Origin of the sequence: Luteimonas viscosa (assembly GCF_008244685.1) — a bacterium.
GTDB lineage: Bacteria > Pseudomonadota > Gammaproteobacteria > Xanthomonadales > Xanthomonadaceae > Luteimonas > Luteimonas viscosa.
On record NZ_VTFT01000001.1, the window covers coordinates 3,179,828 to 3,205,808 of the forward strand.

Below are 25,981 nucleotides of genomic sequence, written 5' to 3' on the forward strand. Positions count from 1 at the left end.
GATTTCCGATTCCCGGTTCCCCATTCCCGGTTCCCCATTCCCGGTTCCCCATTCCCCATTCCCCATTCCCGGCTCTCCCATGTCCCGCATGCAGTTCCAGCTCCTGACCACCGACGGCGTTGCGCGCCGCGGCCGGCTCTCGTTTCCGCGGGGTACGGTCGAGACACCGGCATTCATGCCGGTGGGCACCTACGGCACGGTCAAGGGCATGCTGCCGGAACAGGTGCGCGCGCTGGGCGCGCAGATCATCCTCGGCAACACCTTCCACCTGTTCCTGCGGCCCGGGCTGGAAGTGATCGCGGCGCACGGGGGGCTGCACGGCTTCGCCCGCTGGGACGGGCCGATCCTCACCGATTCCGGCGGCTTCCAGGTGTTCTCGCTCGCGCACCGCCGCAGGATCACCGAGGCCGGGGTGACCTTCGCCGCGCCCACCGACGGCTCGAAGGTGTTCCTCGGTCCCGAGGAATCGATGCACATCCAGAAGGTGCTCGGCTCGGACGTGGTGATGATCTTCGACGAATGCCCGCCGGTGCAGGTCGATGGCCAGCCGGTGGAGCGCAGCGTGGTCGAGCGTTCGATGGAACTGTCGCTGCGCTGGGCGGAACGCTCGAAGATCGCGCACGCGGGCAACGACGCGGCACTGTTCGGGATCGTCCAGGGCGGCGTGCACCATGCGCTGCGGACGCGTTCGGCCGAAGGGCTGAAGGCCATCGGCTTCGACGGCTATGCGATCGGCGGGCTGGCGGTCGGCGAGACCGAGACCGAGCGCAATGCGATGCTCGAACACACCTGCCCGCAGCTGCCCGATGACCACCCGCGCTACCTGATGGGCGTGGGGCGCCCGGAGGACCTGGTGGAAGCGGTCGCCCGCGGCGTGGACATGTTCGACTGCGTGATGCCGACCCGCAATGCCCGCAACGGCCACTACTTCACCTCCACCGGCGTGGTCCGCGTGCGCAACGCGCAGTACGAGCATGACCTGCGGCCGATCGAGGAAGGCTGCGGCTGCCCGGCCTGCGCCGGCGGCTACAGCCGCGCCTACCTGCGCCACCTCGACCGCTGCAACGAGATGCTGGGCCCGATCCTGGGCACCCTGCACAACCTCTGGTACTACCAGAAGCTGATGGCCGACATGCGCGAGGCGATCGGGCAGGGAACCTTCGCCGCCTTCCGCGAGTCATTCCACGCGTCCCTCGAAGCCCGATAGCACCCGCTCCGGCGAGGTTTCCCGCCCCCGTGGCGCAGAAACCCGCGCCCGGCGGCGCCCCGGGCCGGGGCCGTGGCATAATTCCCGGCTGTTTTCCGCGATATGGAACTGAACCGATGAACCTGCTCGACCTGCTGATCGCCCCGGCCCATGCCCAGGCCGCCGGCGCGGCCCCCCAGGGTGGTGGCCTGAGCTTCCTGATCATGCCGATCGTGCTGATCGCGATCATGTACTTCCTGATGATCCGTCCGCAGATGAAGCGCCAGAAGGAACATCGCGGCATGCTCGAGAAGCTGGCGGTCGGCGACGAGGTGATCACCAACGGCGGCATCGCCGGCGTGGTGCGCGCGATGGGCGAGAGCTTCATCTCCGTGGAGATCGCCGACCGCGTCGAGATCCGCGTGCAGAAGGGCGCGATCGCCAACGTGCTGCCCAAGGGCACGCTCAAGGCGGCCTGACCGCCCAGGTGGCGCGGTGCGGCCGGCGCCTGCCGCCCCGCGACGCCGCGTGACCGTACCGACCCTCCCGCTCCGGTTCCGGGGCGGCACGGGGGCGAGGCCCGAGGGCCGGTGCCTCCCCCTTCGCAGACGATGCCCGCAATGCTCGACTTTCCCCGCTGGAAATACGTCCTCATCCTGATCGTGGTGCTGCTCAGCGCGGTGTACGCCGTGCCGAACCTCTACCAGAAGGATCCGTCGGTCCAGGTGACCAGGAACCGCCCCGCGGCGGTAGTCGACGAGGCGCTGCTCGCACGCGTGCAGGGCATCCTGGAGGAGGCCGGCGTGCAGGCGAATTCGGTCGCACTCGAGGGCGAGCAATTGCTGGTGCGCCTGCCGGACGCGACCGTCCAGACCCGTGCCGCCGATGCACTGCGGCCGGCGCTGGGCGAGGACTACTCTGCGGCGCTGAACCTGGTGCCGACCACGCCCGCGTGGCTCGAGTCGTTCGGCGCCCGGCCGATGTCGCTGGGCCTGGACCTGCAGGGCGGCGTCCACTTCATGATGCAGGTCGACCAGAAGGCGGCGCTGGAGAAGCGCGTCGACGCCTACGCCGACGCGATCCGCACCGCCCTGCGCGAGGCGCGGATCGGCTATACGGGCGCCGAGCGCCGTCCGGACAACACCGTGCAGGTCGTGCTGACCGATCCCGCCGATGCCGGGCGCGCGCGTGGCGAGATCCTCACCGCGATGGGCGGGCTGAGCGCGGCGGCGACTCTCGGTACCGGCGCCCCGACCCTCGACGTCGATGGCAACCGCATCACGGTGCGCCTGTCCGAGTCGGAGATCGCGCGCATCGCCAGCGACGCCATCGAGCAGAACCGCAACGTCATCGCCAACCGCATCAACGCGATCGGTGTCGCCGAGCCGGTACTGCAGCGCCAGGGCGAGGACCGGCTGGTGATCCAGTTGCCGGGCCTGCAGGACACCGCCGAGGCCAAGCGCCTGATCGGCGCGACCGCCACGCTCGAATTCCGCGCGGTGACCGGCGACGAGGCGCAGGCGGCCGCGGCCCAGGCCGACAACAATATCCCCGCCGGTTCGCGCATCTACCACGACCAGAACGGCCAGCCGCTGCTGCTCTCGCGCCGGCTGCTGGTCTCGGGCGACGAACTGGTCAATGCGCTGCCGCAAACCGATCCCCAGACCGGGCTGCCGGCAGTCGAAATCACGCTCAACGCGGCAGGCGGCAAGCGGATGCTCGACCACACCCTGGAGAACGTGGGCAACCGCCTCGGCATCGTCTATGTCGAGCGGATTCCGACGGTGACGATGGTCGACGGCGAGGAGGTCCGCTCGGCGCGCACGGTCGAGCGCGTGATCAGTTCCTCGACGATCCGCGGCGTGTTCGGCAAGGAGTTCCAGACCACCGGCCTGAGCCGCGAGGAAGCCGCGGAACTGGCCAAGCAGCTCAAGGCCGGCGCGCTCGCCGCGCCGATGGACTTCGTCGAGGAGAACGTGATCGGCCCGACGCTCGGCGCCGAGAACGTGGCGCGCGGCACCCAGGCGGTGATGTACGCATTCCTGTTCACCCTGCTGTTCTTCGCCATCTACTACCGCATGTTCGGCCTGTTCACCTGTTTCGCGCTGCTGCTCAACCTGCTGATGGTGGTGGCGGTGATGTCGCTGTTCGGGGCCACCATGACCCTGCCGGGCTTCGCCGGCCTGGCCCTGTCGATCGGCATGTCGGTCGACGCCAACGTGCTGATCAACGAACGCATCCGCGAGGAGTTGCGCGCCGGCCTGCCGCCGCGCACGGCGATCGCCACCGGCTACGACAAGGCGTCGGGCACGATCTTCGACTCCAACATGACCGCCTTGCTCGCCGGCATCGCGCTGTACGCATTCGGCACCGGCCCGCTGCGCGGCTTCGCGGTGACGATGGTCATCGGCATCGTCACCTCGGTGTTCACCGCGGTCACCGTCTCGCGCGGCATCGCCACGCTGGTCTACGGCGGCAAGCGCAAACTCAAGTCGGTCGCCATCTGAGCGCCGGGAGACCCACGCCATGAAACTGTTCCCCCTGACGCTGATCCCGGCGGACACGCGCATCGACTTCATGCGCTGGCGCTTCGTCACCATCATTTTCATGCTGCTGCTGATGGCCGCCTCGGTGGTGCTGATCGCGACCAAGCAGTTCAACTACGCGCTCGACTTCACCGGCGGCACGTCGGTGGAACTGGTGTTCCAGAAGCCGGCGGACGTCGACGCGGTGCGCGGCCGGCTCGAGGCGGCCGGCTATCCCGGCGCCCAGGTGCAGACCATGGGCACCGCGAGCGACCTGATGATCCGCCTGCAGCCCAAGGACGGCGGCAGCGACGCCGAGGCGATCAACCGCACCGCCGACGACGTGTTGCGTGCCGCCGCCACGCCGGACAACGCGGCGACGATCAAGGGCCGCTCCTACGTCGGCCCCCAGGTCGGCCAGGACCTGGCGAGAAAGGGCATCTACGCGATCGTGTTCGTGGTGCTCGGCTTCCTGATCTACATCGCGTTCCGCTTCGAGTGGAAGTTCGCGGTATCGGCGATCATCACCACCCTTGGCGACGTGCTGATCGTCGCCGGCTGGTTCTCGCTGGCCGGGCGCGAGTTCGACCTCACCCTGCTGGCCGGCCTGCTGACGGTGATGGGCTTCTCGATCAACGACACCATCGTGGTGTTCGACCGCGTGCGCGAGAACTTCCGCAGCATGCGCGCCGATCCGCTGGAAGTGCTCAACACCTCGATCAACCAGACCCTGTCGCGCACCATCATCACCTCGCTGGTCGCGTTCCTGACGGTGCTGGCCCTGTACCTCTACGGCGGCGGCTCGCTGGAAGGCATGTCCGAGGCGATGATGATCGGCATCGTGATCGGCACCGCGTCGTCGATCCTGGTGGCCTGCCCGCTGCTGACGCTGGGCGTGCTGCGCGTGACCAAGCAGGACCTGCTGCCCAAGGCGCGGGACGAGGCGGCGCTGGCCAGGAGGCCGTGATGGGCGGTAGAGCCGTAATTCGTGATTGGTGATTGGAAAAGCAGGAAGGCCGCGCAATGCGCGGCCTTCTTCTTTTGGATCCGGGCGGATTATGGTTCGAGGGCCGCTTGGCGCTTTCCCGAATCACGAATTACGGCTCTCCCACCCTTCACGGCTCCAGTTCAACCGAACTCCTTCGCGTAACCCGTGGCTACGATCGCCTTCTGCAGCGCATCGGTGACCTTGATGTTGCCGGCGATCAGCTGGCGGCCGGCGGCGGCGCCGGGGATGTGCATCGGCCCGGTGGCGCCGCCCTTGAAGTCGATCACGCGGCCACCGGCCTCGCGCACCAGCAGCACGCCGGCGGCGATGTCCCAGGACTGCACGCCGGCCTCGAAATAGGCGTCGCAGCGGCCGGCGGCGACCCAGGCCAGGTCGAGCGCGGCCGAGCCGGTGCGGCGCACGTCCTCGGCATCCTTCAACAGCACCTTGATGCAGTCCAGGTGGGCGTCGACCCGCTTGCGCTCGCGCGGCGGGAAGCCGGTGGCGAGCATGGTGCCGGAGAGATCCCTGCGCTCGGCGACGCGGATGCGCTTGTCGTTGAGCTGCGCGCCGGCGCCGCGGCTGGCGATGAACAGCTCGTTGCGCAGCGGGTCGAACACCACGCCGTGCAGCGGCTCGGGCCCCTCGCACAGCGCGATCGAGACGCACCAGTGCGGGATACCGTGCAGGTAGTTGCTGGTGCCGTCGAGCGGGTCGATCACCCAGGTATGGCGGCTGGGGCCGCGGTTGCCCTTCTGCGCGCCGCCTTCCTCGCCGAGCACGGCGTAGTCCGGGCTGGCGCGCCGCAGTTCCTTGATGATCGCTTCCTCGGCCAGCCCGTCGACCTCGCTGGCGTAGTCCAGCCGGTCCTTCTCGACCACGTTGAGCGCGTCCAGCCGGTGCATGTGCCGCAGCAGGATGTTCCCGCCCGCGCGTGCGGCCTTGACCATGATGTTGACGGCAGGGGCGAGCATTGCGGACTCCGTGGGGCGCGGTCGGGTTTCGGCGGGTGGCAAAGAGCGGGCCGGCGCTGGGCCGGGCGCGCAGTTTACCATCGGCGCCATGAGCGAACTCCTGCACGCCGCCGGGCGCATCCGCATCGTCCTGGTGGGCACCCAGCATCCGGGCAACATCGGCTCGGCCGCGCGCGCGATGAAGACCATGGGCCTGCAGCGCCTGGTGCTGGTGGCGCCCGAGCGCTTCCCGCATGCCGACGCGACCGCCATGGCGGCGGGTGCGGGCGACGTGCTCGAGGTCGCGCCGCGGGTGGCGACGCTGGCCGAAGCGGTGGCCGACTGCCGGCTGGTGCTCGGCTGCACCGCGCGCAGCCGCCGGATCGCGCTGGAGGAACTGCCGCCGCGCGAGGCCGGCGCGCGCGCAGTCGCCACCGCGGCCCGGGAGACCGACGTGGCGCTGGTGTTCGGACGCGAGCGCACCGGGCTCGACAACGACGAACTGCAGCTGTGCCACGCGGCGGTGACGATCCCGGCGGATCCGGGGTACAGCTCGCTCAACCTGGCCGCGGCCGTGCAGGTGCTGTGCTACGAGCTGCGGCTCGCCATGCTGGGGCTGCAGGGGCAGGCGCCGATCCCCGTGGCTCCGCCGGAAGGTGGCGAACCGCCCGCCAGCCATGCCGAACTGGAGGGATTCTTCGCCCAGCTGGGCGACACCCTCGACGCGATCGATTTCCACAAGGGACGCGCGCCGGAGTCGGCCATGCGCAAGCTGCGGCGGATCTTCATGCGCAGCCGGCTGGACGACCGCGACGTGCGCCTGCTGCGCGGGGTGCTGGCCGACGCCCAGCGCATGGCCAGACTGGCCTCGGGCGGCGGCGAATGATCGGCTGCGGCGTTGCACGCGCGGCATTCGCTACCGGCGTCGCGGGTTTTCGGCTAGGCTCGCCGCCGTGCCCGTCCTGAACTGGAACCGCCCCTTGTCAGTGTCGTTCCCCGGTTCCGGTCGCCTGTCGTGGCTGCTGGCGTTGTGCCTGGCGCTGCTGGCGCCGGCCAGGGCGGACGACGGCGTGCTGGTGCTGGGACGGATCAGCGACAATCCCCAAGCGCACTACGAACAGCTCGAGCCGCTGCTGGATTACGTGGTGCCGCGGCTGGCGGAGGTCGGGATCCGCGAGGGTCGGGTGCTGATGGCGCGCGACGCACAGCAGATGCAGAGCTACCTGCGCCGCGGCCGCGTCGACTGGGTCACCGAAACCGCGGCTACCGCGATGGCGCTGGCCGAGCGCGCGGGGGCCGAGCCGCTGCTGATGACCGAGCGCGACGGGGTCGGCAGCTACCGCACGCTGTTCTTCGTGCGCAACGACAGCCCGGTGCGGTCTCTGGCCGAACTGCGCGGCCGCAGCATCGCGTTCCAGAACCGTTTCTCGACCAGTTCCTATTACGTACCGGCCACCGAACTGCTGGACATCGGGCTGCGGCTCGAGGTGCTGCTTTCGCCGCTGGACCGCCCCGCGCCGGACTCGGTCGGCTATGTGTTCGGCCGCTCGGAGCTCAACGTGTCGTCCTGGGTGCACAAGGGCCTGGTGGACGCCGGGGCGATGAGCAACCTCGACTGGATCAACCCGCAGCGGGTGCCGCCATCGTACCGCCAGGATTTCCGCATCCTGCGCGAGACCCCGGACTTCCCGCGGGCGCTGGAAATGGTGCGTGGCGACCTCGATCCGCGCGTGCGCGAGCGCCTGCGGGAGGTTCTCGCCGGCGCCGCCGACGATCCCGACGCGCGCGAGGCGCTGCTGCGGTTCTTCAAGACCACACGCTTCGTGCCGATCGACGCGCAGACCGCGCGCGCGCTCGAGCAGTTGCGTCGCGGCGTGTCCCGGGTGACGCGGGAGGTCGAATGAGGCGCCGCCTGGGCCTGCGCGGGCGGTTCGCGCTGGTGGCGGCCATCGCCCTGCTGGTCTCGCTGGGGCTGGTGGCGCTGGTGCTGCAGCGGCAGGACGCGATGCACCGCGACATGCAGCAGCTCAGCCTGCAGGCGATCCACGAGTTCTCGTCCAAGCGGCTGCTGTCGCACGGCGAGGCCGCGACCCTGCAACTGGCCGACTCGCTGGTCAACCCGCTCTACTACTTCGACCTCGAGGCGATCGGCTCGGCGGTGCGCAACGTGCTGCGCCAGCCCGACGTCAGCTATGTCATCGTCTACGACAACCAGGGCCAGATCATCCACGACGGCAGTGCGGACATCTCGACCTATGGCCAGGCGATGGGCGACCCGTTCGCGTTCGAGGTGCTCTCGCTCAGCGAGGCCCACGTGCAGTCCAGCGACAGCCTGGTGGACGTCGCCGCACCGATCCAGATCGGCGACCAGAGGCTCGGCGGCGTCCGCGTCGGCTATTCGCTGGCGGCGGTCAAGGCCGACGAGCAGCAGGTCGGCGGGATCATGTCCGGGCGCCTGGGCGAGATGGGACGCAGCCAGTTGCTGTGGCTCGGGCTGCTGCTGGCGGCGATGGTCGCGCTGCTGGTCGCGATCGGCTACGTGCTGCAACGCGCGCTGGTGTCGCCGGTGCGGCAGCTGGCCGATGCCGCGCGCGAGATCGAAGCCGGCAACTTCGAGGCGGAAGTGCCCGCCAGCCGCCGGAACGACGAAATGGGCGACCTGATGCGTGCGTTCGCGCACATGCGCGACAGCATCGTCCGCCACGACCGCGACATCCGGCGCATGGCCTACACCGATGCGCTGACCGGCCTGTCGAACCGGCTGGCGTTCCGCGAACTGCTCGACCAGCGCGTGGCCGAAGGCCACGGGTCGGCGCGGCAGCTGGCGCTGCTGTTCGCCGATATCGACGATTTCAAGCGGGTCAACGACACCATCGGCCACGATGCGGGCGACGAGGTGCTGATGCAGTTCTCCAGCCGCATCCGCGACGTGATCGACCTGCATGGCGGCGCGGGCGCGGAGCTGGCGCGTTTCGGCGGCGACGAGTTCGTGGTCCTGCTGCAGGGCGGCGCGGGCGGCGACGACATCCGCATGCGCGCCGAGCGCCTGGCCGAATCGCTGGTGTGCGAACTGGGCAGGCCGATCGCGGTGCATGGCCGCCAGGTCTTCCTCGGCATCTCGATCGGCATCGCGTTGTTCCCGGACGACGCGACCGATGTCTCCTCGCTGATGAAGAACGGCGACATCGCGATGTACCAGGCCAAGGTGGCCGGCAAGAACTGCCACCGCTTCTACAGCCGGGTGATGGACCAGGCGGTCGAACGCCGCGTGCGCATGGAGCAGGACCTGCGCGGCGCATGGGAACGCGGCGAGCTGAGCGTGGCCTACCAGCCGGTCTACCGCCTCGACGACGGCCGGCTCGCCGGCGCCGAGGCGCTGCTGCGCTGGCGGCACCCCGTGCACGGGCCGGTCGCGCCGTCGCTGTTCATCGACGTGGCCGAGCAGAGCGGCCTGATCGAGGTCATCGGCCCGCAGGTGCTGCGCGCTGCCTGCATGGACGCGCGTGGCTGGCAGCGCGACTTCCCCGCGGCACGTGGCCTGTTCGTCTCGGTCAACGTGTCGGCGCGACAATTGCGGACCGGGGACCTGGCCGCGCAGGTCGAGGCGGTGCTGCGCGAAACCGGACTGGCACCGCAGCACCTGCACGTCGAACTGACCGAGACCGCGGTGATCGGCGACGAGGCCCGGGTGAGCAGCCTGCTGGCGCGACTGCGCAACGCCGGGGTGAAGGTCTGGCTCGACGATTTCGGTACCGGATTCTCCGGCCTGAGCCACCTGCGGCGGGTGCCGGTGGACGGGGTCAAGATCGACCGCAGCTTCATCGCCGACGTGCTGCGGGACCCGGACGACCTCGCGCTGACCACCGCGATCATCGCCATGGCGCACTCGCTCGGCATCCATGTCGTCGCCGAGGGCGTGGAAAAGGAAGGCCAGTACGCGTTGCTGCGCGAACGCGGCTGCGACATGGCCCAGGGCTTCTGGCTGGGCCACCCGATGCAAAACCAGGAATTCACCCGCCTGCTGGCGTAGTCCGCCCCATGCCCCGGTGACGTTTGCGGTCGAGGGATACGCTGCGGCGCGCAGGCACCTGATGGTGGTTCGCGCCACCGGCCGCCGCGGGCCTGCTCAGGCGAACAGGCCGCCGATCCACTGCGATGCGGCCGTGGCCAGCGCACCGCTGAGCACGCCGAACACCACGATCGCCGCGATCCCGGCGCCCCAGCACAGCAGCATGAGTCCACCGTCGCGCTCGAGCAGGGCGAAGGCATAGACCAGCAGCAGCGCGCCGAACGCGTAGTTGGTGAACGGGATCGGGAGCGCCAGCAGGATCCCGAGCAGCACCAGCAGCAGGCCGGTGAACATGGAGGCGGCGCGGTGCTCGATGACCCCGGTCAGGCGTGGCTTGACCAGCTTCTCGAGCCGGCCCAGCCACGGCCCGAGCGTGCGATCGAAGGCCTGCAGGCTCGCGCGCCGCGGCCCGCGCCGGGCGATGAACCGCGGCAGCCACAACTTGCGCATGCCGACCAGCAGGTGCACGCCCACCAGCACCGTGAGCGGCCCGCCGATCGCGCCGCCGACGCCCGGAATCGGGATGAAGGCGGGCAGGGTGGACACGAACAGCAGCATCCCGAACACCTGCCGGCTGAGCCCGGCGAGGATGTCCTCCAGCCGCAGGTGGTCGTCGGGATCGCCGGTGGCGAGGGCGTCGAACAGCTCGCGCGTGCCGAGGGTGCCCGCAGGCGCGCGCCGCGTGGACTCCGGGTCGTCAGCGGTCATGGCCCACGGCATCCCCGAGGCGCTGCAGCAGCAGCTTGTCGATGCGTGGTCCGTCCAGGTCGACCACCTCGATCCGCCAGCCGTTCCAGTCGAAATGCTCGCCCACGTGCGGGATCCGCCCGAAGTGCGCGATGACCATGCCGGCCGCGGTGTGGTAATCGTGTTCGTCCTCGGCCGGAAGGGTGCCGCCGCCGAGCAGTTCGCGCGCGGTTTCCACCGAGATGCCGCCGTCGACCAGCAGCGAGCCGTCGTCGCGGGTGGTGATCTGCGGGATCGAATCGGGGCCGTCGCCACTGAGCTGGTTGCGCCCGATCACCGCTTCCATCACGTCGTTGACGGTCACCAGGCCGGTCACGTCCCCGTATTCGTCCACCACCAGCGCCAGCGACTGCTGTTCCTCGCGCAGGATCTCCAGCAGCTTCAGCGCCGGCGTCGACTCGGAGACGAACAGCGCCTCGCGCAGGTACTTGAACAGATCGAACTCGCGCTCCTCGAGGCGGTCGATCAGCGACTTGATCTCGAGCACGCCGGCCACTTCCGCGTCGCTGCCGCGGTACACCGGATAGCGCGAGAACGGCGTGGCGCGCATGGTCGCCAGGTTCTCCTCGAAGCCCTCGGCGATGTCGAGCCAGGCGATCCGCGTGCGCGGCGTCATCAGGCTGGCCGCGGTGCGGTCGCCCAGGCGCAGCACGCGGTTCATCATGTTGCGTTCGTCGGCGTCGATCACGCCCTGCTCGTGGCTCTCGCTCACCAGCAGCCGGATCTCCTCCTCGGTGACGTTCGCGGCCTGGCTGTGGTTGAGCCGCAGCAGCCGCAACATCCCGCGCACCGATGCGCTCAGCAACCAGACGGCCGGGGTCGCGATCCGCGACAGCCCGTGCATCGGCGGCGCGACGAAGGACGCCACCCGCTCCGGGGCCAGCAGCGCCAGGCGCTTGGGCAGCAGCTCGCCGAGCACGATGGTGAGGTAGGTGATCAGGCTGATCGCCAGCACCGTCCCGACCACCTGGGCCACGCTGCCTTCGAAGAACGGCATCCCGGTCCCCATCGAAGGGAACCATTCCAGCAGCCGGATGCCGATCGCGGCGCCGATGGCGTCGCCGCCGAACATGCCCGTCAGGATCCCGATCAGGGTGATCCCCACCTGCACCGTCGAGAGGAAGCGCTCGGGGTGTTCGGCCAGTTCCAGGGCCTTGCTCGCGCCGCGGTGCCCGGGGGCCAGCTGCCTGAGCCGCTGCTTGCGCGAGGTGACCACCGACATTTCCGACAGCGCGAAGAACGCGTTGCAGGCGATCAGGACCAGGACGATGACGAACTCAAACACCGCCGCGTCCTTTCCGACGGAAAGCCGTGGCGGGAGTCAGGCGCGGGGGGCGACCGCCGGAAGGCGGTCGGGGGGGCGGTCTAGGGTCGTCGTCCATGGGGCGGCGGCGCGTCACGGGCGCGGCAGGCCATCATAACATTCCGCCCCGGCGCCAGCCCCGGTGGCCCGGCGATTGCGTCGGATTGGCGACAGACGTCATCGAACCGTCATAATTCCCGCCCGATGGCCGTCCACCCCGCGACGGCGGGACCGCTCCCGATGTTTTCCTTGCAAACCATCTTCGGCCAGGGCAACCAGTTCTACACGCTGCTGGAGGAGGCCGCGGTGGCGGCCCACGACAGCACCAGGGCGCTGCACGAGATGCTCCGGGAGGCCGACCGGCAACCGGCGCTCGACGCCTTCAAGCTGGCCCGGCTGCGCGAGCGCGAGGCCTCGAACAAGATCAGCCAGGCGCTGGTGGACAGCTTCATCACCCCGATCGAGCGCGAGGACATCGAGGCCCTGGGCTCGGCGCTGTACAAGATTCCCAAGCAGGTCGAGAAGTTCGCCGATCGCTATTCGCTGGCCACCCGGCACCTGGAGCACATCGACTTCGCCCCGCGCGCGGCCATGCTCGAACAGGCCGCGGAAGTGGTGGTGCAGATGGTCAAGACCCTGCGCACCATGAAGCTGGAGCCGATGAAGGCGCTCAACGACCGCCTGCGTTCGCTCGAGAACGAGGCCGACCGGCTGATGCTCGAGCTGTACCGCGACATCTATTCGGGCAAGCTCGATCCGTTGCAGATGTTCCTGCTCAAGGAATTCTTCGAGATCCTGGAGAAGGCGATCGACCGCTGCCGCGAAGCCGGCGTGGTCGCCTTCGAAATCGTGCTCAAGAACTCCTGACCGGGCCGCGCCGATGCTGACCCTGGTCCTGATCGTGGTGTTCACCGCGCTGGTGTTCGAATACATCAACGGGTTCCACGACACCGCCAACTCGATCGCCACCGTGGTCGCGACCAAGGTGCTTTCGCCGATGCAGGCGGTGGGCATGGCCGCGTTCATGAACCTCATCGGGGCGCTCGCCGGCACCGCGGTGGCCAAGACGATCTCCTCGGGCCTGATCGATGCCGGCGTGATCGAGGTCGGCTCGCAGCTGATCCTGTGCGCGCTGGTGGGCGGCATCACCTGGAACCTGATCACCTGGTGGTTCGGCCTGCCGTCGTCGTCCTCGCACGCGCTGATCGGTGGCCTGCTCGGCGCCGCCCTGGCCGCGGCGGCCAACGATTTCGACGTGGTGATCTGGTCCGAGCCCAGCGAACCGCTCTACCGCAGCGCCGGCGTGCTGTGGAAGGTGATCATGCCCATGGTGTCCTCGCCGGTGCTGGGATTCGTCGCCGGCTTCCTGATGATGGGCGTGCTGTTCTTCGTCATCTCGATGATGATGCGCGGCGGCGGCTGGCTGGCGCGACTGGCGCGGCCGCGCTGGGTCAACGGCTTCTTCGGCAAGGCGCAGATCGTCAGTGCGGCCACGATGGGCTTCGCGCACGGCATGAACGATGCGCAGAAGACCATGGGCATCGTCGCCCTGACCCTGGTCAGCGCGCAGGCGGCCGGCACGCTGGACGTGCTGCCGCCGTGGCTGGCGTTCCTGCATCCGTCCGAGGCCGCGCTGGCCGAGGGCGACATCGACACCTGGATCAAGGTCACCTGCGCGCTGGTGATGGCCGCCGGTACCGCCGCCGGCGGCTGGCGCATCATCAAGACCCTCGGACACAAGCTGGTCAAGCTGCATCCGATCCACGGTTTCGCCGCCGAGACCAGCGCCGCGTCGGTGATCCTGGCGGCCTCCTCGCTGGGCATCCCGGTCTCGACCACGCACAACATCTCGGCCGCGATCATGGGCGTGGGCACCGCCAAGCGCCTGAACGCGATCAAGTGGACCGTGGTCCACAAGATGATCTGGGCGTGGATCCTGACGATCCCGATGTCGGGCGGGATCGCCTACCTGCTGTTCCGGCTGATGCGGAACATGGGGTGGGCGTGAACGGCCGGGATTGGGAATTGGGGATTCGGGATTCGGAAGAGCGGGGCAACCGCACGCTGCAGTTTTTCCAATCCCTAATACCCAATCCCCAATCCCGGCTTCAAAGCAGATCGCCCTCGGCCGACAGCGCGCGCTCCAGGCGGTCGCCCATGCCGCCGACTTCCAGCAGCACCCGGCCGATCTCCGACGCGGTCAGGCCCTCGTAGGGGCGGTTCTCGCACAACTGCAGGTACGGAACGCCGTCGAGCTCGCCGATCGCGAGGTAGCCCACGCGCGAATTCCAGTTGAACGCCAGGGCACGGCGCGCGTCGATGCCGGTGATCGGCGCGATCACGGTGCTGGTGCGCAGGTAGTTGCGACCGTCGTCGTCCTGCAGTTCCGACAGGAAGATCGCCTGGTGGCGGCGGCCGCCGTCGAGCGAGAGTTCGACGCAGACCACGTACGGCTCCTGCATCGTGACCCGGAAGTCGCCGGCGAGGAGGTGACGGCGGACCTGTTCGAAGTTCTGCATGGCACGGGCATCGCACGACGGGAAGGAGGGATATCCTAGTCGCCGATGGCCGCCCTGTCTGCCGATGCTTCCGCCGCCGCGCGGATCCTGGCCGCGATCCGCGACGTGCCGCACGGCGCGGTGGCCGGTTACGGCCAGATCGCGCGGCGCGCGGGGCTGCCGGGGCGGGCGCGGATGGTGGCGCGGCTGCTGGCCGGCAACGACGACCCGACCCTGCCGTGGCACCGGATCCTGCGCAGCGACGGCCGGATCGCCTTCCCCCCTGCATCGAAAGGCCATCGCGAGCAGGCGCGACGGCTGCGTGCCGAGGGGGTGGTGGTGGCCAACGGACGCGTGCGCATGCCGCGCAGCGACCACGAGGACCTCGACGCCGCACTCTGGGGCCCGGAAGGGGCCTGAAGGCGTGTTGCGGTCGCCGGTGGGCAGGCCGCGTCGACCTGGTGCTCGCGCTTCCGCCGTTATCATGGGCGCAGTGCAGGAGCGCCGATGTTCACCAACCTTCCCCCCGTCACCAAGGCCTTGCTGATCGCCAACTGCGCGGTGTTCGTGCTGCAGCTCGTGCTGGGCCCGGCGCTGGACGCGCTGATGCTGTGGCCGTGGCTGCCCGCTGAGCTCGCCCCGTACGCGCCCCATGGCTTCATGCCCTGGCAGTTGCTGACGCACGGCTTCATGCACAGCCCCAGCAACGTCGCCCACCTGCTGTTCAACATGCTGGCGCTGCTGATGTTCGGCGCGCAGCTCGAGTACAAGTGGGGCCAGCGGCGTTTCCTCACCTATTTCCTGGTGTGCGTGGTCGGCGCGGGCCTGTGCCAGCTGGCGGTGGTGTCCTGGGGCGTGCGCAACGGTGGCGGCGTGTATCCCACGGTGGGCGCGTCCGGCGGCGTGTTCGGCCTGCTGCTGGCCTACGGCATGCTGTTTCCGAACCAGCGGGTGATGCTGCTGATCCCGCCGGTGCCGATGAAGGCGCGCACGCTGGTGATCGTCTACGGGCTGATCGAACTGGTGCTCGGCATCACCGGCACCCAGTCCGGCGTGGCGCACTTCGCGCACCTGGGCGGGATGCTGTTCGGCTGGCTGCTGATCCGGCACTGGCGCGGGCAGCCACCGTTCGGTGGCCGCCGCGTGCGCCGGGTGGTGTAGCCGCGCACTGGAGCGTGTCGCGTTCGGCCAGGGCGGGACTGACGCTGGCAACGGGGCGCGCCCGGAGGCGCGCCTGCCGTCTTCCGCCGGCTACCGCCAGATCGAAACCTGCTCCTCGGGCTTGCGCAGCATCGCGTTGCCGGCCTTGCACTTGAAGGTCTCGGCGAACGCGGGCAGGTTGACCAGGGGCCCGTTCGCGCGCCACCTTCCCGGCGCCTGTGCGCGCGTGGCTACCGCCTGGGCCGCGGTTTCGGGCGACAACTGTTCGCGCCACAGCGCTGCCCACGAACGGAAGAACGATTCGCGACCCTCGTCGTCGAGTTCGGGCTGCGCGTTCGCGAGTGCGTCGAGCGCCAGTTCGACTGCGGCCAGGTCGGCCGCGTTCTCGTCGCGGGTCAGGTTGCCGTCGACCTTCAAGGCGTTCGTCGCGGGGTAGTCGTAGGTCGAGTACTGGGCGGCGAGCTGGTTCGTGCGCGCACCGAACGCGGCCTCGTCGGCCGGGGTCCACCAGCTGCGCACGTTGCCGGCGGCGTCCACCAGCTGTCCCCTGCTGTCGATGGCGCGGCTGAGCTCGTGCCCGACCAGGGCGCCGAAGCTGCCGTACTGGGCGGCGGTCTCCTGCTCCATGTCCAGCACCGGCGCCTGCAACGCCGCGGCCGAGACGATCAGCCGGTTGTGGGCGAGGTCGTAGGCCAGCGCCGGTTGCTGCGGCAGCACGTCCCAGCGGCGCTGGGCGTTGCCGATGCCGATGCGGCGCATTTCCTCGCGACGATGCCAGGTCGACGCGATCAGCATGTTGCTGCCGAAGCTGGAGCGGCCCATCGGCTGCACGGTGTAGTCGATGTCGCGCTCCGGGGCGCCGATCTCGATGGTCAGCTTCTCCAGCTTGGCGCGGGCCTCGGCGCGCGCGGCGTCGGACATCCAGCTGTTGCGGTCGACCGCGCGGGCGAGGGCGGCGCGAACGTCGGCCGCGATCGTCCCGGCGCGCGAGCGCGTGGTCCCGGGCAGGTAGCGCGCCACGTATTCGCGCGCCAGCATCGGGCCGGCGGCGCGGTTGATCGCATCGAGCACCTGGACGTCGCGCAGCGGCGGCGCGGTCTGCCCGCGCAGCACGCGTCCGTGGAACGAGAAATGCGCGTCGCGGAAATCCTTCGCCAGGTACGGCGCCATCGCGTTGCCGATCTGGTAGCGCAGGTAGGCCTTCCATTGCGCCGGCTTGAGCGTGCGGACCAGTGTGTCGACCTGGGTGAAGTAGTCGGCGTGGGCCATCGAGACGCTGTCGTCGCTCACGCCCTGCGACTGGAGGTAATTGCCCAGCTGCAGGTTGCGGAACTGCTTGGCCAGTCCTTCGGTCGGCACCAGGGCGTAGTTCTCGCGCGGGTCGCGCAGCGCGGTGATCGGGCGCGATGCGCGCGCGATGCGCGTCTCCAGGTCGATGACCTGCGCCATCTCCGTCTTCAGCTGTTCCTGCGGCGTGCCGGTGAGGGCGAGGATCTTCTCCACGTACTCGGTGTAGCGGCCGAGCAGGGCGCGGGTGTCGGCGTCCTCGCGGGTGTAGTAGGCCGGGTCGGGCAGCGCCAGGCCGCCCTGCGAGAAGTAGCCGACGTGGCGGTCGAGGTCCGCCAGGTCGAGGTCCGCGGTGAAGTTGAACACCACCGGGATGCCGACCTGGTGCAGCGCCGCGATCGACGGGGCGATGTCCTTGCTGCGCTTGATCGCGTTGATGCGCGAGAGCAGGGTGGCGATCGGCTGCGCGCCGTCGCGTTCCAGCGCGGCCTCGTCGATGCCGCTCACCCAGAAGTCGCCGAGCAGCTTCTGCACGTCGTTCTGCGGGTTCAGCACCGCGTCGTCGAGCAGGGCGCGCTGCTGCAACAGGGCGCGTTGCTGCATGTGCCCGAGCGCCGACACGCTGCCGCTGCCGCTGACGATGGTGTTGGCCGTCAGCCAGTCCTTGTTGACGAAGCCGTAGAAGTCGCTGCAGGCGGTGATCGCCGGCGCCGCCGGCTTGCTGGAGCGGCGCTTGCGCTGGGCGTCGGCATCGGGGGACGCCAGGGCCAGGACGAGGCTGGCGGCAAGGGCGACGGCAAGCGGCTTGTGGATCGGCATCGAGCGGGTCCGGGACGGGAACTGGAAGCTGCGGATTCTAGCAAGCCGGCCGGCGCCGCCTTCACCCGGTGACGCGGCGCGCGTCACGGAAACGTCCTGCCTGAACGAAGAAGCCCGGCGTGCGCCGGGCTCCTGCGTTCAGGGCAGCGGCGGTTGCTACCAGATCACGACCTGGCGGTCGCCGTCGCGCACCATCGCGTCGCCCGGCTTGCAGCCGAACGCCGCCGCGAAGGCCGGCAGGTTGGAGGGCGCGCCGATCGCCCGGAACTCCGCCAGCGCGTGCTCGTCGGTGACCAGGCGCTTGCTCAGCTCTTCCGGCGTGAAGTTGCGGCGCCATACCGTGGCCCAGTTGAGGAAGAAGCGCTGGTCGCGGGTCAGGCCGTCGGTCATCGGGTCGGGCGTGCCGGCGGTGGCCTTCTTCATCGCGTCGTAGGCCGTGGCCAGGCCGCCGAGGTCGCCGATGTTTTCACCCAGCGTATGGGTGCCGTTGAGTGCGCGGCCATCGCTGGTCCTGTAGCCATCGAACTGCGCGACCAGCTTGCCGGTGCGCTCCTTGAACGCGGCCGCGTCCGCTTCGGTCCACCAGTTCTCGAACTTTCCTGTCGGGCCGAAGCGGCTGCCCTGGTCGTCGTAGCCGTGGCTCATTTCGTGGCCGATCACCGCGCCGATGCCGCCATAGTTCATCTCGTCGGTCGCATCCGGATCGAAGAACGGCGGCTGCAGGATCGCGGCCGGGAACACGATCTCGTTCTGCAGCGGGTTGTAGTAGGCATTGACCATCTGCGGCGGCATCGCCCACTCGGTCTTGTCGACCGGCTCGCCGATCTTGCCGATCTGCCACCTGTAGTTGAATTCCTGCGCGGCCAGCACGTTGTCCAGGTAGCTCTCGCGCCCGGTTTCCAGGCCGTTCCAGTCGCGCCACTTGTCGGTGTAGCCGATCTTGGTGGTGAAGGCGGCCTGCTTCTCCAGCGCCTTGGCCTTGGTCTCCTCGCTCATCCATTCCAGGTTCTGGATGCGCGCCTTCAGCGCCTCGCCCAGGTTGGCGACCAGCGCTTCCATCTTGGCCTTGGACTCGGGCGGGAAGGCGACCTTCACGTACAGCTGGCCCATGGCCTCGCCGACCTGGCCGTCGATCGTGCCGAGCACGCGCTTCCAGCGCGGTTCGAGCTCCTTCTGGCCGCTGAGGGTCCTGTTGTGGAAGTCGTAGTGCTGCTGCACGAAGGCGTCTGACAGGTAGGGCGAGGCGCCGTCGACGACGTGGAAGCGCAGGTAGCTCTTCCACTGGTCGACCGGCACGTCTGCCAGCATCGCGTCCACCTCGCGGAAGTAATCCGGCACCGAGACCGAGAAGGTCCCGGGCTGCTCGACACCCTGGGCTTCGAAGAACTCCGTCCAGGAGAAGTTGGGCGTCAGCTTGTCGGCATCGGCCACCGGCATCGGGTTGTAGTAGAGCGACACGTCGCGCGAGAACTCGGCACGCGACTTCGATGCGGCCGCGAGCCGGGTCTCGAACGCCAGCACGTCGTTCGCCTGCGTCGCCGCCTCGGCGGCGGGCACGCCCGAGAGCTCGAGGACCTTGGCAATGTGCGCGACGTAGGCATCGCGGATGTCCTGCTTGTCGGCATCCTTGTAGTACGGCGTGTCGGGCAGGCCGAGTCCGCCCTGGCCGGTGGCGGCGATGTTGATGCTGGAGTCCTTGAAGTCGGGCATCGCGCCGACACCGATCAGGAAGCCCTGGCCCTTCGCGGCGGTCTCGCGCAGCCAGGCCACGATGCCGGCGCTGTCGGACAGCGCGTCGATGCGCGCCAGCTCGTCCCGGAGCGGTTCGATGCCCTGGGCGTTGATCTTCGCCTCGTCCATGCCGGTGGCCCAGAAATCGCCGACCAGCTTCTCGACCCCGGTGGCGTCGGCATCGGCGGCGGCCTGTTCGGCGAGCTGCTGCTGCACCGCCGTGGAGCGCTCGTCGAGCATCTCGAACGCGCCCCAGCTGGTGCGGTCGCCCGGGATCGGGTTGGCGGCGAGGAATTTCGCGTTGGCATAGCCGGCGAAATCGGTGCAGGCGTTCTTCGAGGTGTCGAGGTCCTCGACCTGGAACTGGTTGAACGGGGGCAGCTTGCTCTCGTCGAGGGTCATCTCGCGCGCGGCGGGGGCGTCGGCCGGCGCGGTGGCGGTGGCCGCGGCCGGGGCGGACTCGCGCTGGCAGGCGCTCACGGCCAGCGTCACGGCGAGGGACAACAGCAGCAGTCTTGGGGTGGTGGGGCTCACGGGCATCTCCGGTGTCGATGGAACGGCGACGACGGAAACCGCCGGGGCCGGCTGCGCGGCACTGTACGCCCGTGCATGCGGGGGTCGAAGGTGTCGAAGGTCATGCCGCCGCGGCGCGGCATTCACACGCCGCTGCGATTGCGTGCAGAATCAGCCGTTTGGCGAGGGAGACCGGCATGCGGGTGCATTTCCACGGCGCGGCGGGCGAGGTCACCGGTTCGATGCACCTGGTCGAGGCCGCGGGAAAGCGGGTGCTGCTTGACTGCGGCATGATCCAGGGCGGCAGCGCGAACGAAGCCCGCAACTTCGATCCGTTCCCGTTCGATCCCGCTTCGATCGACGCGCTGGTGGTGAGCCACGCCCACATCGACCACATCGGCCGCATTCCGCGGCTGGTCTGGCAGGGCTTCCGCGGGCCGGTGTTCATCCAGCGGGCCGGCGCCGACCTGATGCCGATCATGCTGCTCGATGCGGCGTCGCTGGCCGAGAATGATGCCGACCGCGAGAACCGCAGGCGCCGCGCCGGCGAGCCCGAGGCGATGCCGCTGTTCACGCGCGACGACGTGCACGACGTGCTCGCGCTGCTGCAGCCGATTGCCTACGACGCGCGCACGCAGATCCTGCCGGGGGTGGAGATCGCATTTCGCGATGCCGGCCACATCCTCGGTTCATCGATCGTCGAATTGTGGGCCGACGATCGCAAGCTGGTGTTCTCCGGCGACCTCGGCCCCCGCGGCACGCCGATCCTGCGCGACCCGGTGCAGGTGCGCGAGGCCGACCTGGTGCTGATGGAATCCACCTACGGCGATCGCAACCACCGCGACCGCATCGACACCATCCACGAATTCGGCGAGCTGCTCGAGCAGGCATGGAACGGGCGGGGCAAGGTGCTGATCCCCGCGTTCGCGGTCGGTCGTTCGCAGGAACTGCTGTACTGGTTCGCCCGATACTGGGACGAGTGGAAACTCTCGCGCTGGCGGATCTTCCTCGACAGCCCGATGGCGGCGAAGGTGGTGTCGGTGTACGACCGCCACCAGCGTCTGTTCGATGCCGAGGCGCAGAAGGTCTGGAAAGACCACCCGACCCCGTTCAACCTGCCCAACCTGCACATCACCGCCTCGACCGAGGAATCGATCGCGATCAACCGCATCGAGAACGGCGCGATCGTGATCGCCGGCAGCGGCATGGCCAACGGCGGCCGCATCCTGCATCACTTCCGCCACAACATCGACCGGCGCGACACCCATGTGGTGTTCGTCGGCTACCAGGCCGAAGGCACGCTCGGCCGACGCCTGGTCGACGGCGCGAAATGGGTGCGCATCCATGGCCACGACCACCGCGTGGGTGCGCGCATCCACACCATCGGCGGCCTGTCGGCGCACACCGACCAGCGTGGCCTGATCGAATGGTACGAAGGTTTCGAAGGCAAGCCTCCGCTGGTGCTGGTGCACGGCGAGGACAGGGCCCGCGAAGCGCTGGCGGGCGAGCTCGGCGAGCGCGACGGCATCGACGTGCGGCTGGCGCGTCCGGGGATGGTCGTCGAGGTCTGATGGCAGTCCGGCCGCATGACGACCGGCACCCTGACCAGTCACATGTGCGGGCGCGGCGTCGTCCCCGTTAACATCCATGCAGCCGGGCATGGAGCCCGAGGGGACGTTCGATGCTCGCGATCCGCGACCTGTGCAAGACCTACGCCAACGGCGTGCATGCGCTCGACCACGTGAGCCTGGACATCCCGCGCGGGATGTTCGGCCTGCTGGGACCCAACGGCGCCGGCAAGTCCTCGCTGATGCGCACGCTGGCGACGCTGCAGGAGGCCGACAGTGGCAGCGCCACGCTCGAAGGCGCCGACGGCACGCCGATCGACGTGCTTCGCGACAAGGACGCGGTGCGACGCCAGCTCGGCTACCTGCCGCAGGATTTCGGCGTGTATCCGAAGGTCAGCGCCGAGGACCTGCTCGAGCACTTCGCGGTGCTCAAGGGGCTCACCGCACGCGCGCAACGACGCGAGGTGGTCGACGGCCTGCTGAAGCAGGTCAACCTGTGGGATGCGCGCAAGCGCAAGCTCGGCGGCTTCTCCGGCGGCATGCGCCAGCGCTTCGGCATCGCCCAGGCGTTGCTCGGCAATCCGCGGCTGGTGATCGTCGACGAGCCGACCGCCGGACTCGACCCGGAGGAGCGCAATCGTTTCCTCAACCTGCTGGCCGACATCGGCGAACAGGTGGCGGTGATCCTGTCGACGCACATCGTCGAGGACGTGACCGACCTGTGTCCGACGATGGCGATCATGAACAGGGGCCGGGTGCTGCTCACCGGCCGGCCGGCCGACGCCATCGCTGAACTGCGCGAACAGGTGTGGCGCAAGCAGGTGAGCAAGGAGGCGCTACCGGGTTACGAGGCCAGCCACACCGTGCTGTCGACGCGGCTGGTCGGTGGACAACCCGTGATCCACGTGTTCAGCGGGCAACGCCCGGAGGAAGGCTTCGAGCGTATCGATCCCGATCTCGAGGACGTCTACTTCCGCCAGTTGCGCCTGCAGCGCCAGGCGGCCTGAGGCGCCGCGCATGATCCTCGAATTCTTCCGTTTCGAGTTGCGCGAACAACTGCGCTCGCCGCTGCTGTGGTTCCTGGCGGTGCTGTTCGCGCTGCTGGGCTTCGGCGCCGCGGCCAGCGATGCGGTACAACTCGGCGGCGGCATCGGCAATGTCCATCGCAACGCGCCGATCGTGGTCGCGCAGTGGCTGACGGTGTTCACCCTGCTGGGCATGCTGATCGTGCCGATCTTCGTGAGCGCGGCGCTGCTGCGCGACTTCGAGCAGGGCACGGCGGAACTCTTCTTCGCCAGTCCGATCCGCCGTCGCGACTACCTGATGGGTCGGCTGGCGGCGGCGATGCTGGCGAGCGTGGTGGTGTACCTGGTGATCGCGCTCGGCATCTTCGTCGCCCAGTTCATGCCCTGGATCGACGAGGCGCGGCTGGGGCCGGCGTCGCTGCGGCCCTACCTGTGGGCGTTCGCGGTGATGGTGCTGCCGAACCTGGCGTTCACCGGCGGCCTGCTGGCGCTGCTGGCGGCCCTGACGCGTTCGATCCTCTGGGTCTACCTGGGCGTCATCGGCTTCTTCGTGCTGTACGGCGTCAGCGCCGCGCTGATGCGCGACCTCGACAACGTCTGGCTGGCGACCCTGCTAGAACCGCTCGGCATCCGTGCCTTCGCGCGTACGATCCGCTACTGGTCGGCGGAGGAGCGCAACACGGGGCTTCCGGCCCTGGCCGGCTACCTGCTGGCCAACCGCGCGCTGTGGATTGCGCTGGGGCTGGCGCTGTTCGCCGCCACGTTCGCGCTTTTCCGCACCGAGCGCACCGGCACCGGGCGCGGACTGTGGCGTCGCAAGGCCCGCAACTTGATGCCCGCCGAGATCCCGCCGCCGACCGTGCCGGCGCCTGCCCCGCCGCGGGTCGCACCGTCGTTCGGCCGCGGCACCGCGCTGCACCAGTTCCTGCACCAGGTGCGCTTCGACACGTCGGGCGTGCTGCGCAGCGTGCCGTTCCTGGTGATGCTGGCGTTCGGCCTGGCCAACTTCATCCCCACCGCGCTGTCGATCCAGTCGATGTACGGCACCGACGTGTACCCGGTGACCTCGCGGATGCTGGATGCGCTGCGCGGCAGCTTCAGCTTCCTGCTGGTGATCATCGTCATGTTCTACGCCGGCGAACTGGTGTGGAAGGAACGCGCGGCGAAGATCCACGAAGTCACCGACGCCGCCCCGTTCCCCGGCTGGGTGCCGCTGGCCGCCAAGTTCTGCGTGATCGTCGCGGTGGTGCTTCTCTTCCACGCGATCGGCATGCTCGCCTCCATCGCGATCCAGCTGGCCAAGGGGTTCACCGCGATCGAACCGGCGCTGTACGGCAAGGCCCTGCTGCTCGATTCGGTCCCGTTCGTGCTGATGGGTGGCATGGGGCTGGTGCTGCAGGTGCTGGCGAACAACAAGTTCATCGGTTACGGCCTGCTGGTGCTGGTGGTGCTGTCGCAGATCGTGCTGGGCGTGCTCGACTTCACCCACAACCTGTACACCTTCGGCAGCTGGCCGAATGCGCCGTATTCGGACATGAACGGCTACGGCCACTTCCTCGCGGGGCAGCTGTGGTTCCAGGGCTACTGGGGCGTGCTGCTGCTGGCGCTGCTGTTGCTGAGTGCCGGGCTGTGGGTGCGCGGGGTCGACCAGGGCTGGCGCCAGCGCCGGGCGCAACTGCGCGCGCGCATGCGTGGCGGGCTCGGCGTGGCCTTCGTCGCGGCGCTGGCGGGGTTCGCCGGCATCGGTGCCTGGCTGTTCTGGAACACCAATGTCCGCAACGAGTACATCTCGCCGGAAGGCCAGCTCGACCTGATGGCGCGTTACGAGAAGGAGTACAAGCAGTACGAGCAGCTGCCGCAGCCGAAGATCGTGGCCAGCCGACCGCTGGTCGACCTGCGGCCCGAGAGCCAGTCGATGACGGCCGATGTGGCCTACACCGTGCACAATCCGCACCGCGAGCCGATCGCCGACGTCCACCTGCAGGTGGACGACGACGACACGCTCACGTCGGTCGACCTCGGCGGGCAGGCCCTGGCCGCGCACGACGCGCCGCTCGGCTACCGGATCTACCGCCTGTCGCGCCCGCTGCAGCCGGACGAGCGGCGCGAGTTCCGCTTCCGAATGGAGTTCCGTCCCAAGGGCATCACCAATTCCCAGGCGCAGACCCGGTTCGTCGACAACGGCAGCTTCTTCAACAGCAGCCTGTTCCCGTCGTTCGGCTACAACCCGCGTGCCGAGATCGAGGATCGCAACGACCGGCGCAAGCGCGACCTCGGCGAGCCGCGGCGGATGCCCAGACTGGAGGACGAGGCCGCGCGCGCCAACACCTACCTCGGCGACGACGGCGACTGGATCGATTTCTCGACCACGGTCTGCACCGCACCCGACCAGGTGGCGCTGGCGCCGGGCTATCTCGAGCGCGAGTTCATGCGCGACGGACGCCGCTGCTTCAGCTATTCCATGGACCAGCCGATGCTCGACTTCTACGCCTTCCTGTCGGCGCGCTGGCAGGTGAAGAAGGGCGTCTACAAGGACATCCCGATCGAGGTGTACTACGACGCCAGGCACCCGTTCAACGTGGACCGCATGATCGAGGCGACGCAGAAGTCGCTGGGGTATTTCGAGCAGAACTTCACCCCATACCAGCACCGCCAGTTCCGGATCATAGAGTTCCCGGGCTATGCCAGCTTCGCGCAGGCGTTCGCCAACACGATCCCGTACTCAGAGTCGATCGGATTCATCACCGATCTGCGCGACCCGGACAATATCGACTACGTGTTCTACGTCACCACGCACGAGGCCGCGCACCAGTGGTGGGCGCACCAGGTGATCGGCGCCAACGTGCAGGGCGCGACCATGCTGTCGGAGACCCTGGCGCAGTACTCGGCGCTGATGGTGATGGAGCAGGAATACGGGCGCGCCAACATGCGGCAGTTCCTGCGCTACGAACTGGATCGCTACCTGGGAGGACGCGGAGGCGAGCGGATCGAGGAATTGCCGCTGTACCGCAACGAGAACCAGCAGTACATCCATTACCAGAAGGGTGCTCTGGTGATGTACCGGCTTCGCGAAGAACTCGGCGAGGCCGCGGTGAACCGCGCGCTGCGCCGCTTCCTGCAGGACAAGGGCTACCAGCGGGCGCCGTTCACGACCTCGCGCGAGCTGGTGGCCTACTTCCGCGATGAGGCCTCGCCCGCACAGCAGGCGCTGATCACCGACCTGTTCGAGAAGATCGTGTTCTACGACAACCGCGTGGTCGAGGCGACGTCGAAGCAGCGTGCCGACGGCAGGTACGACGTGACGCTGCGCCTGCACGCGGCCAAGCGCGAGGCCGACGGCAAGGGCAGGGAGACGCCGGCGGAACTGGACGACTGGATCGAGATCGGCGTGTTCGCGCGCGGCCCATCGGGCAAGGAGCGCGACGAGAAGGTGCTCTACCTGGAGCGTCACCATGTGACCACGGGGGATCCGGTGGTCACCGTGACCGTCGACGAGGCGCCGTTCGAGGCCGGGTTCGATCCGTATAACAAGCTGATCGACCGGGTGGCCGACGACAACCGAAGAAAGGTTGCGATGTAGCGGACCGCCAGCGACTGCGACGCCTGTC

The 25,981-nt window shown here is 68.9% G+C and carries 20 protein-coding genes; 14 read left to right on the plus strand and 6 right to left on the minus strand.

The genetic code is table 11. The features are described 5' to 3' along the window. Positions 1-79: 79 nt before the first annotated feature. From tgt to secF, 4 genes are all read left to right on the plus strand, one after another. The gene (gene tgt / locus FZO89_RS14130) at positions 80-1,207 is read left to right on the plus strand and encodes a tRNA guanosine(34) transglycosylase Tgt (protein ID WP_149103853.1); all 1,128 of its coding nucleotides are present in this window, start codon (positions 80-82) and stop codon (positions 1,205-1,207) included. Positions 1,208-1,323: 116 nt separating this feature from the next. Next, positions 1,324-1,665 carry a preprotein translocase subunit YajC gene (yajC, locus tag FZO89_RS14135; RefSeq protein WP_149103854.1) on the plus strand — a complete coding sequence of 114 codons (342 nt, stop codon included), beginning with the start codon at positions 1,324-1,326 and terminating at the stop codon, positions 1,663-1,665. Between the two features lie 141 nt (positions 1,666-1,806). Beyond that, the gene (gene secD / locus FZO89_RS14140) at positions 1,807-3,693 is read left to right on the plus strand and encodes a protein translocase subunit SecD (RefSeq protein ID WP_149103855.1); all 1,887 of its coding nucleotides are present in this window, start codon (positions 1,807-1,809) and stop codon (positions 3,691-3,693) included. Positions 3,694-3,712: 19 nt separating this feature from the next. After that, positions 3,713-4,678 (plus strand): protein translocase subunit SecF, encoded by a 966-nt coding sequence (gene secF, locus FZO89_RS14145; RefSeq protein WP_149103856.1) that lies wholly within the window; start codon positions 3,713-3,715, stop codon positions 4,676-4,678. Between the two features lie 161 nt (positions 4,679-4,839). Here secF and FZO89_RS14150 read toward each other — a convergent pair whose 3' ends face one another. Continuing rightward, a complete protein-coding gene (locus FZO89_RS14150; protein ID WP_149103857.1) occupies positions 4,840-5,673 on the minus strand; it encodes an inositol monophosphatase family protein in 834 nt (277 codons plus the stop codon). 88 nt (positions 5,674-5,761) lie between these two features. On the opposite strand from FZO89_RS14150, the gene FZO89_RS14155 reads away from it, so the two are divergent. From FZO89_RS14155 to FZO89_RS14165, 3 genes are all read left to right on the plus strand, one after another. Continuing rightward, positions 5,762-6,538 carry an RNA methyltransferase gene (locus FZO89_RS14155; protein WP_149103858.1) on the plus strand — a complete coding sequence of 259 codons (777 nt, stop codon included), beginning with the start codon at positions 5,762-5,764 and terminating at the stop codon, positions 6,536-6,538. Between the two features lie 100 nt (positions 6,539-6,638). Then, positions 6,639-7,556, plus strand: coding sequence for a phosphate/phosphite/phosphonate ABC transporter substrate-binding protein (locus FZO89_RS14160; protein WP_187471203.1), 918 nt, complete (start codon positions 6,639-6,641; stop codon positions 7,554-7,556). Beyond that, positions 7,553-9,682, plus strand: coding sequence for a putative bifunctional diguanylate cyclase/phosphodiesterase (locus tag FZO89_RS14165; protein ID WP_149103859.1), 2,130 nt, complete (start codon positions 7,553-7,555; stop codon positions 9,680-9,682). Before FZO89_RS14160 ends, FZO89_RS14165 begins: the two co-directional genes overlap by 4 nt. 96 nt (positions 9,683-9,778) lie before the next feature. On the opposite strand, the gene FZO89_RS14170 is transcribed toward FZO89_RS14165, so the two are convergent. Both FZO89_RS14170 and FZO89_RS14175 read right to left on the minus strand, forming a co-directional pair. After that, positions 9,779-10,429, minus strand: a complete 651-nt coding sequence (locus tag FZO89_RS14170) for an exopolysaccharide biosynthesis protein (protein WP_149103860.1) — start codon at positions 10,427-10,429, stop codon at positions 9,779-9,781. Next, a complete protein-coding gene (locus tag FZO89_RS14175; RefSeq protein WP_149103861.1) occupies positions 10,419-11,753 on the minus strand; it encodes a hemolysin family protein in 1,335 nt (444 codons plus the stop codon). The genes FZO89_RS14170 and FZO89_RS14175 overlap by 11 nt, the downstream gene beginning before the upstream one ends. 258 nt (positions 11,754-12,011) lie before the next feature. On the opposite strand from FZO89_RS14175, the gene FZO89_RS14180 reads away from it, so the two are divergent. Together FZO89_RS14180 and FZO89_RS14185 are read left to right on the plus strand one after the other, a co-directional pair. Beyond that, on the plus strand, positions 12,012-12,638 hold the full coding sequence (locus tag FZO89_RS14180; RefSeq protein WP_149103862.1) for a DUF47 domain-containing protein: 627 nt from the start codon (positions 12,012-12,014) through the stop codon (positions 12,636-12,638). 13 nt (positions 12,639-12,651) lie between these two features. Then, the gene (locus FZO89_RS14185; RefSeq protein ID WP_149103863.1) at positions 12,652-13,779 is read left to right on the plus strand and encodes an inorganic phosphate transporter; all 1,128 of its coding nucleotides are present in this window, start codon (positions 12,652-12,654) and stop codon (positions 13,777-13,779) included. A gap of 100 nt (positions 13,780-13,879) precedes the next feature. Here the strand turns inward: FZO89_RS14185 and FZO89_RS14190 are convergent, their stop codons facing one another. Further along, complete coding sequence (locus FZO89_RS14190; RefSeq protein WP_149103864.1) at positions 13,880-14,290, minus strand: hypothetical protein; 411 nt, start codon at positions 14,288-14,290, stop codon at positions 13,880-13,882. A gap of 45 nt (positions 14,291-14,335) precedes the next feature. On the opposite strand from FZO89_RS14190, the gene FZO89_RS14195 reads away from it, so the two are divergent. Both FZO89_RS14195 and FZO89_RS14200 read left to right on the plus strand, forming a co-directional pair. Further along, complete coding sequence (locus FZO89_RS14195) at positions 14,336-14,689, plus strand: MGMT family protein (protein WP_149103865.1); 354 nt, start codon at positions 14,336-14,338, stop codon at positions 14,687-14,689. Positions 14,690-14,776: 87 nt separating this feature from the next. Continuing rightward, on the plus strand, positions 14,777-15,430 hold the full coding sequence (locus FZO89_RS14200; RefSeq protein ID WP_149103866.1) for a rhomboid family intramembrane serine protease: 654 nt from the start codon (positions 14,777-14,779) through the stop codon (positions 15,428-15,430). Positions 15,431-15,520: 90 nt separating this feature from the next. Here FZO89_RS14200 and FZO89_RS14205 read toward each other — a convergent pair whose 3' ends face one another. Then, on the minus strand, positions 15,521-17,536 hold the full coding sequence (locus FZO89_RS14205) for a M13 family metallopeptidase (RefSeq protein ID WP_149103867.1): 2,016 nt from the start codon (positions 17,534-17,536) through the stop codon (positions 15,521-15,523). Positions 17,537-17,692: 156 nt separating this feature from the next. Next, complete coding sequence (locus FZO89_RS14210) at positions 17,693-19,777, minus strand: M13 family metallopeptidase (RefSeq protein ID WP_187471204.1); 2,085 nt, start codon at positions 19,775-19,777, stop codon at positions 17,693-17,695. Between the two features lie 200 nt (positions 19,778-19,977). Here FZO89_RS14210 and FZO89_RS14215 point away from each other — a divergent pair, with 200 nt between their 5' ends. The 3 genes from FZO89_RS14215 to FZO89_RS14225 all read left to right on the plus strand — a co-directional run bounded on the left by FZO89_RS14215 (position 19,978) and on the right by FZO89_RS14225 (position 25,953). After that, entirely contained in the window at positions 19,978-21,351 is a 1,374-nt protein-coding gene (locus FZO89_RS14215) for an MBL fold metallo-hydrolase RNA specificity domain-containing protein (RefSeq protein WP_149103869.1), read from the plus strand. Positions 21,352-21,461: 110 nt separating this feature from the next. After that, positions 21,462-22,355: an ABC transporter ATP-binding protein gene (locus tag FZO89_RS14220; protein WP_149103870.1), complete on the plus strand. Its 894-nt coding sequence runs from the start codon at positions 21,462-21,464 to the stop codon at positions 22,353-22,355. 10 nt (positions 22,356-22,365) lie between these two features. Beyond that, positions 22,366-25,953: an ABC transporter permease/M1 family aminopeptidase gene (locus tag FZO89_RS14225; RefSeq protein ID WP_149103871.1), complete on the plus strand. Its 3,588-nt coding sequence runs from the start codon at positions 22,366-22,368 to the stop codon at positions 25,951-25,953. Positions 25,954-25,981: the final 28 nt, after the last annotated feature.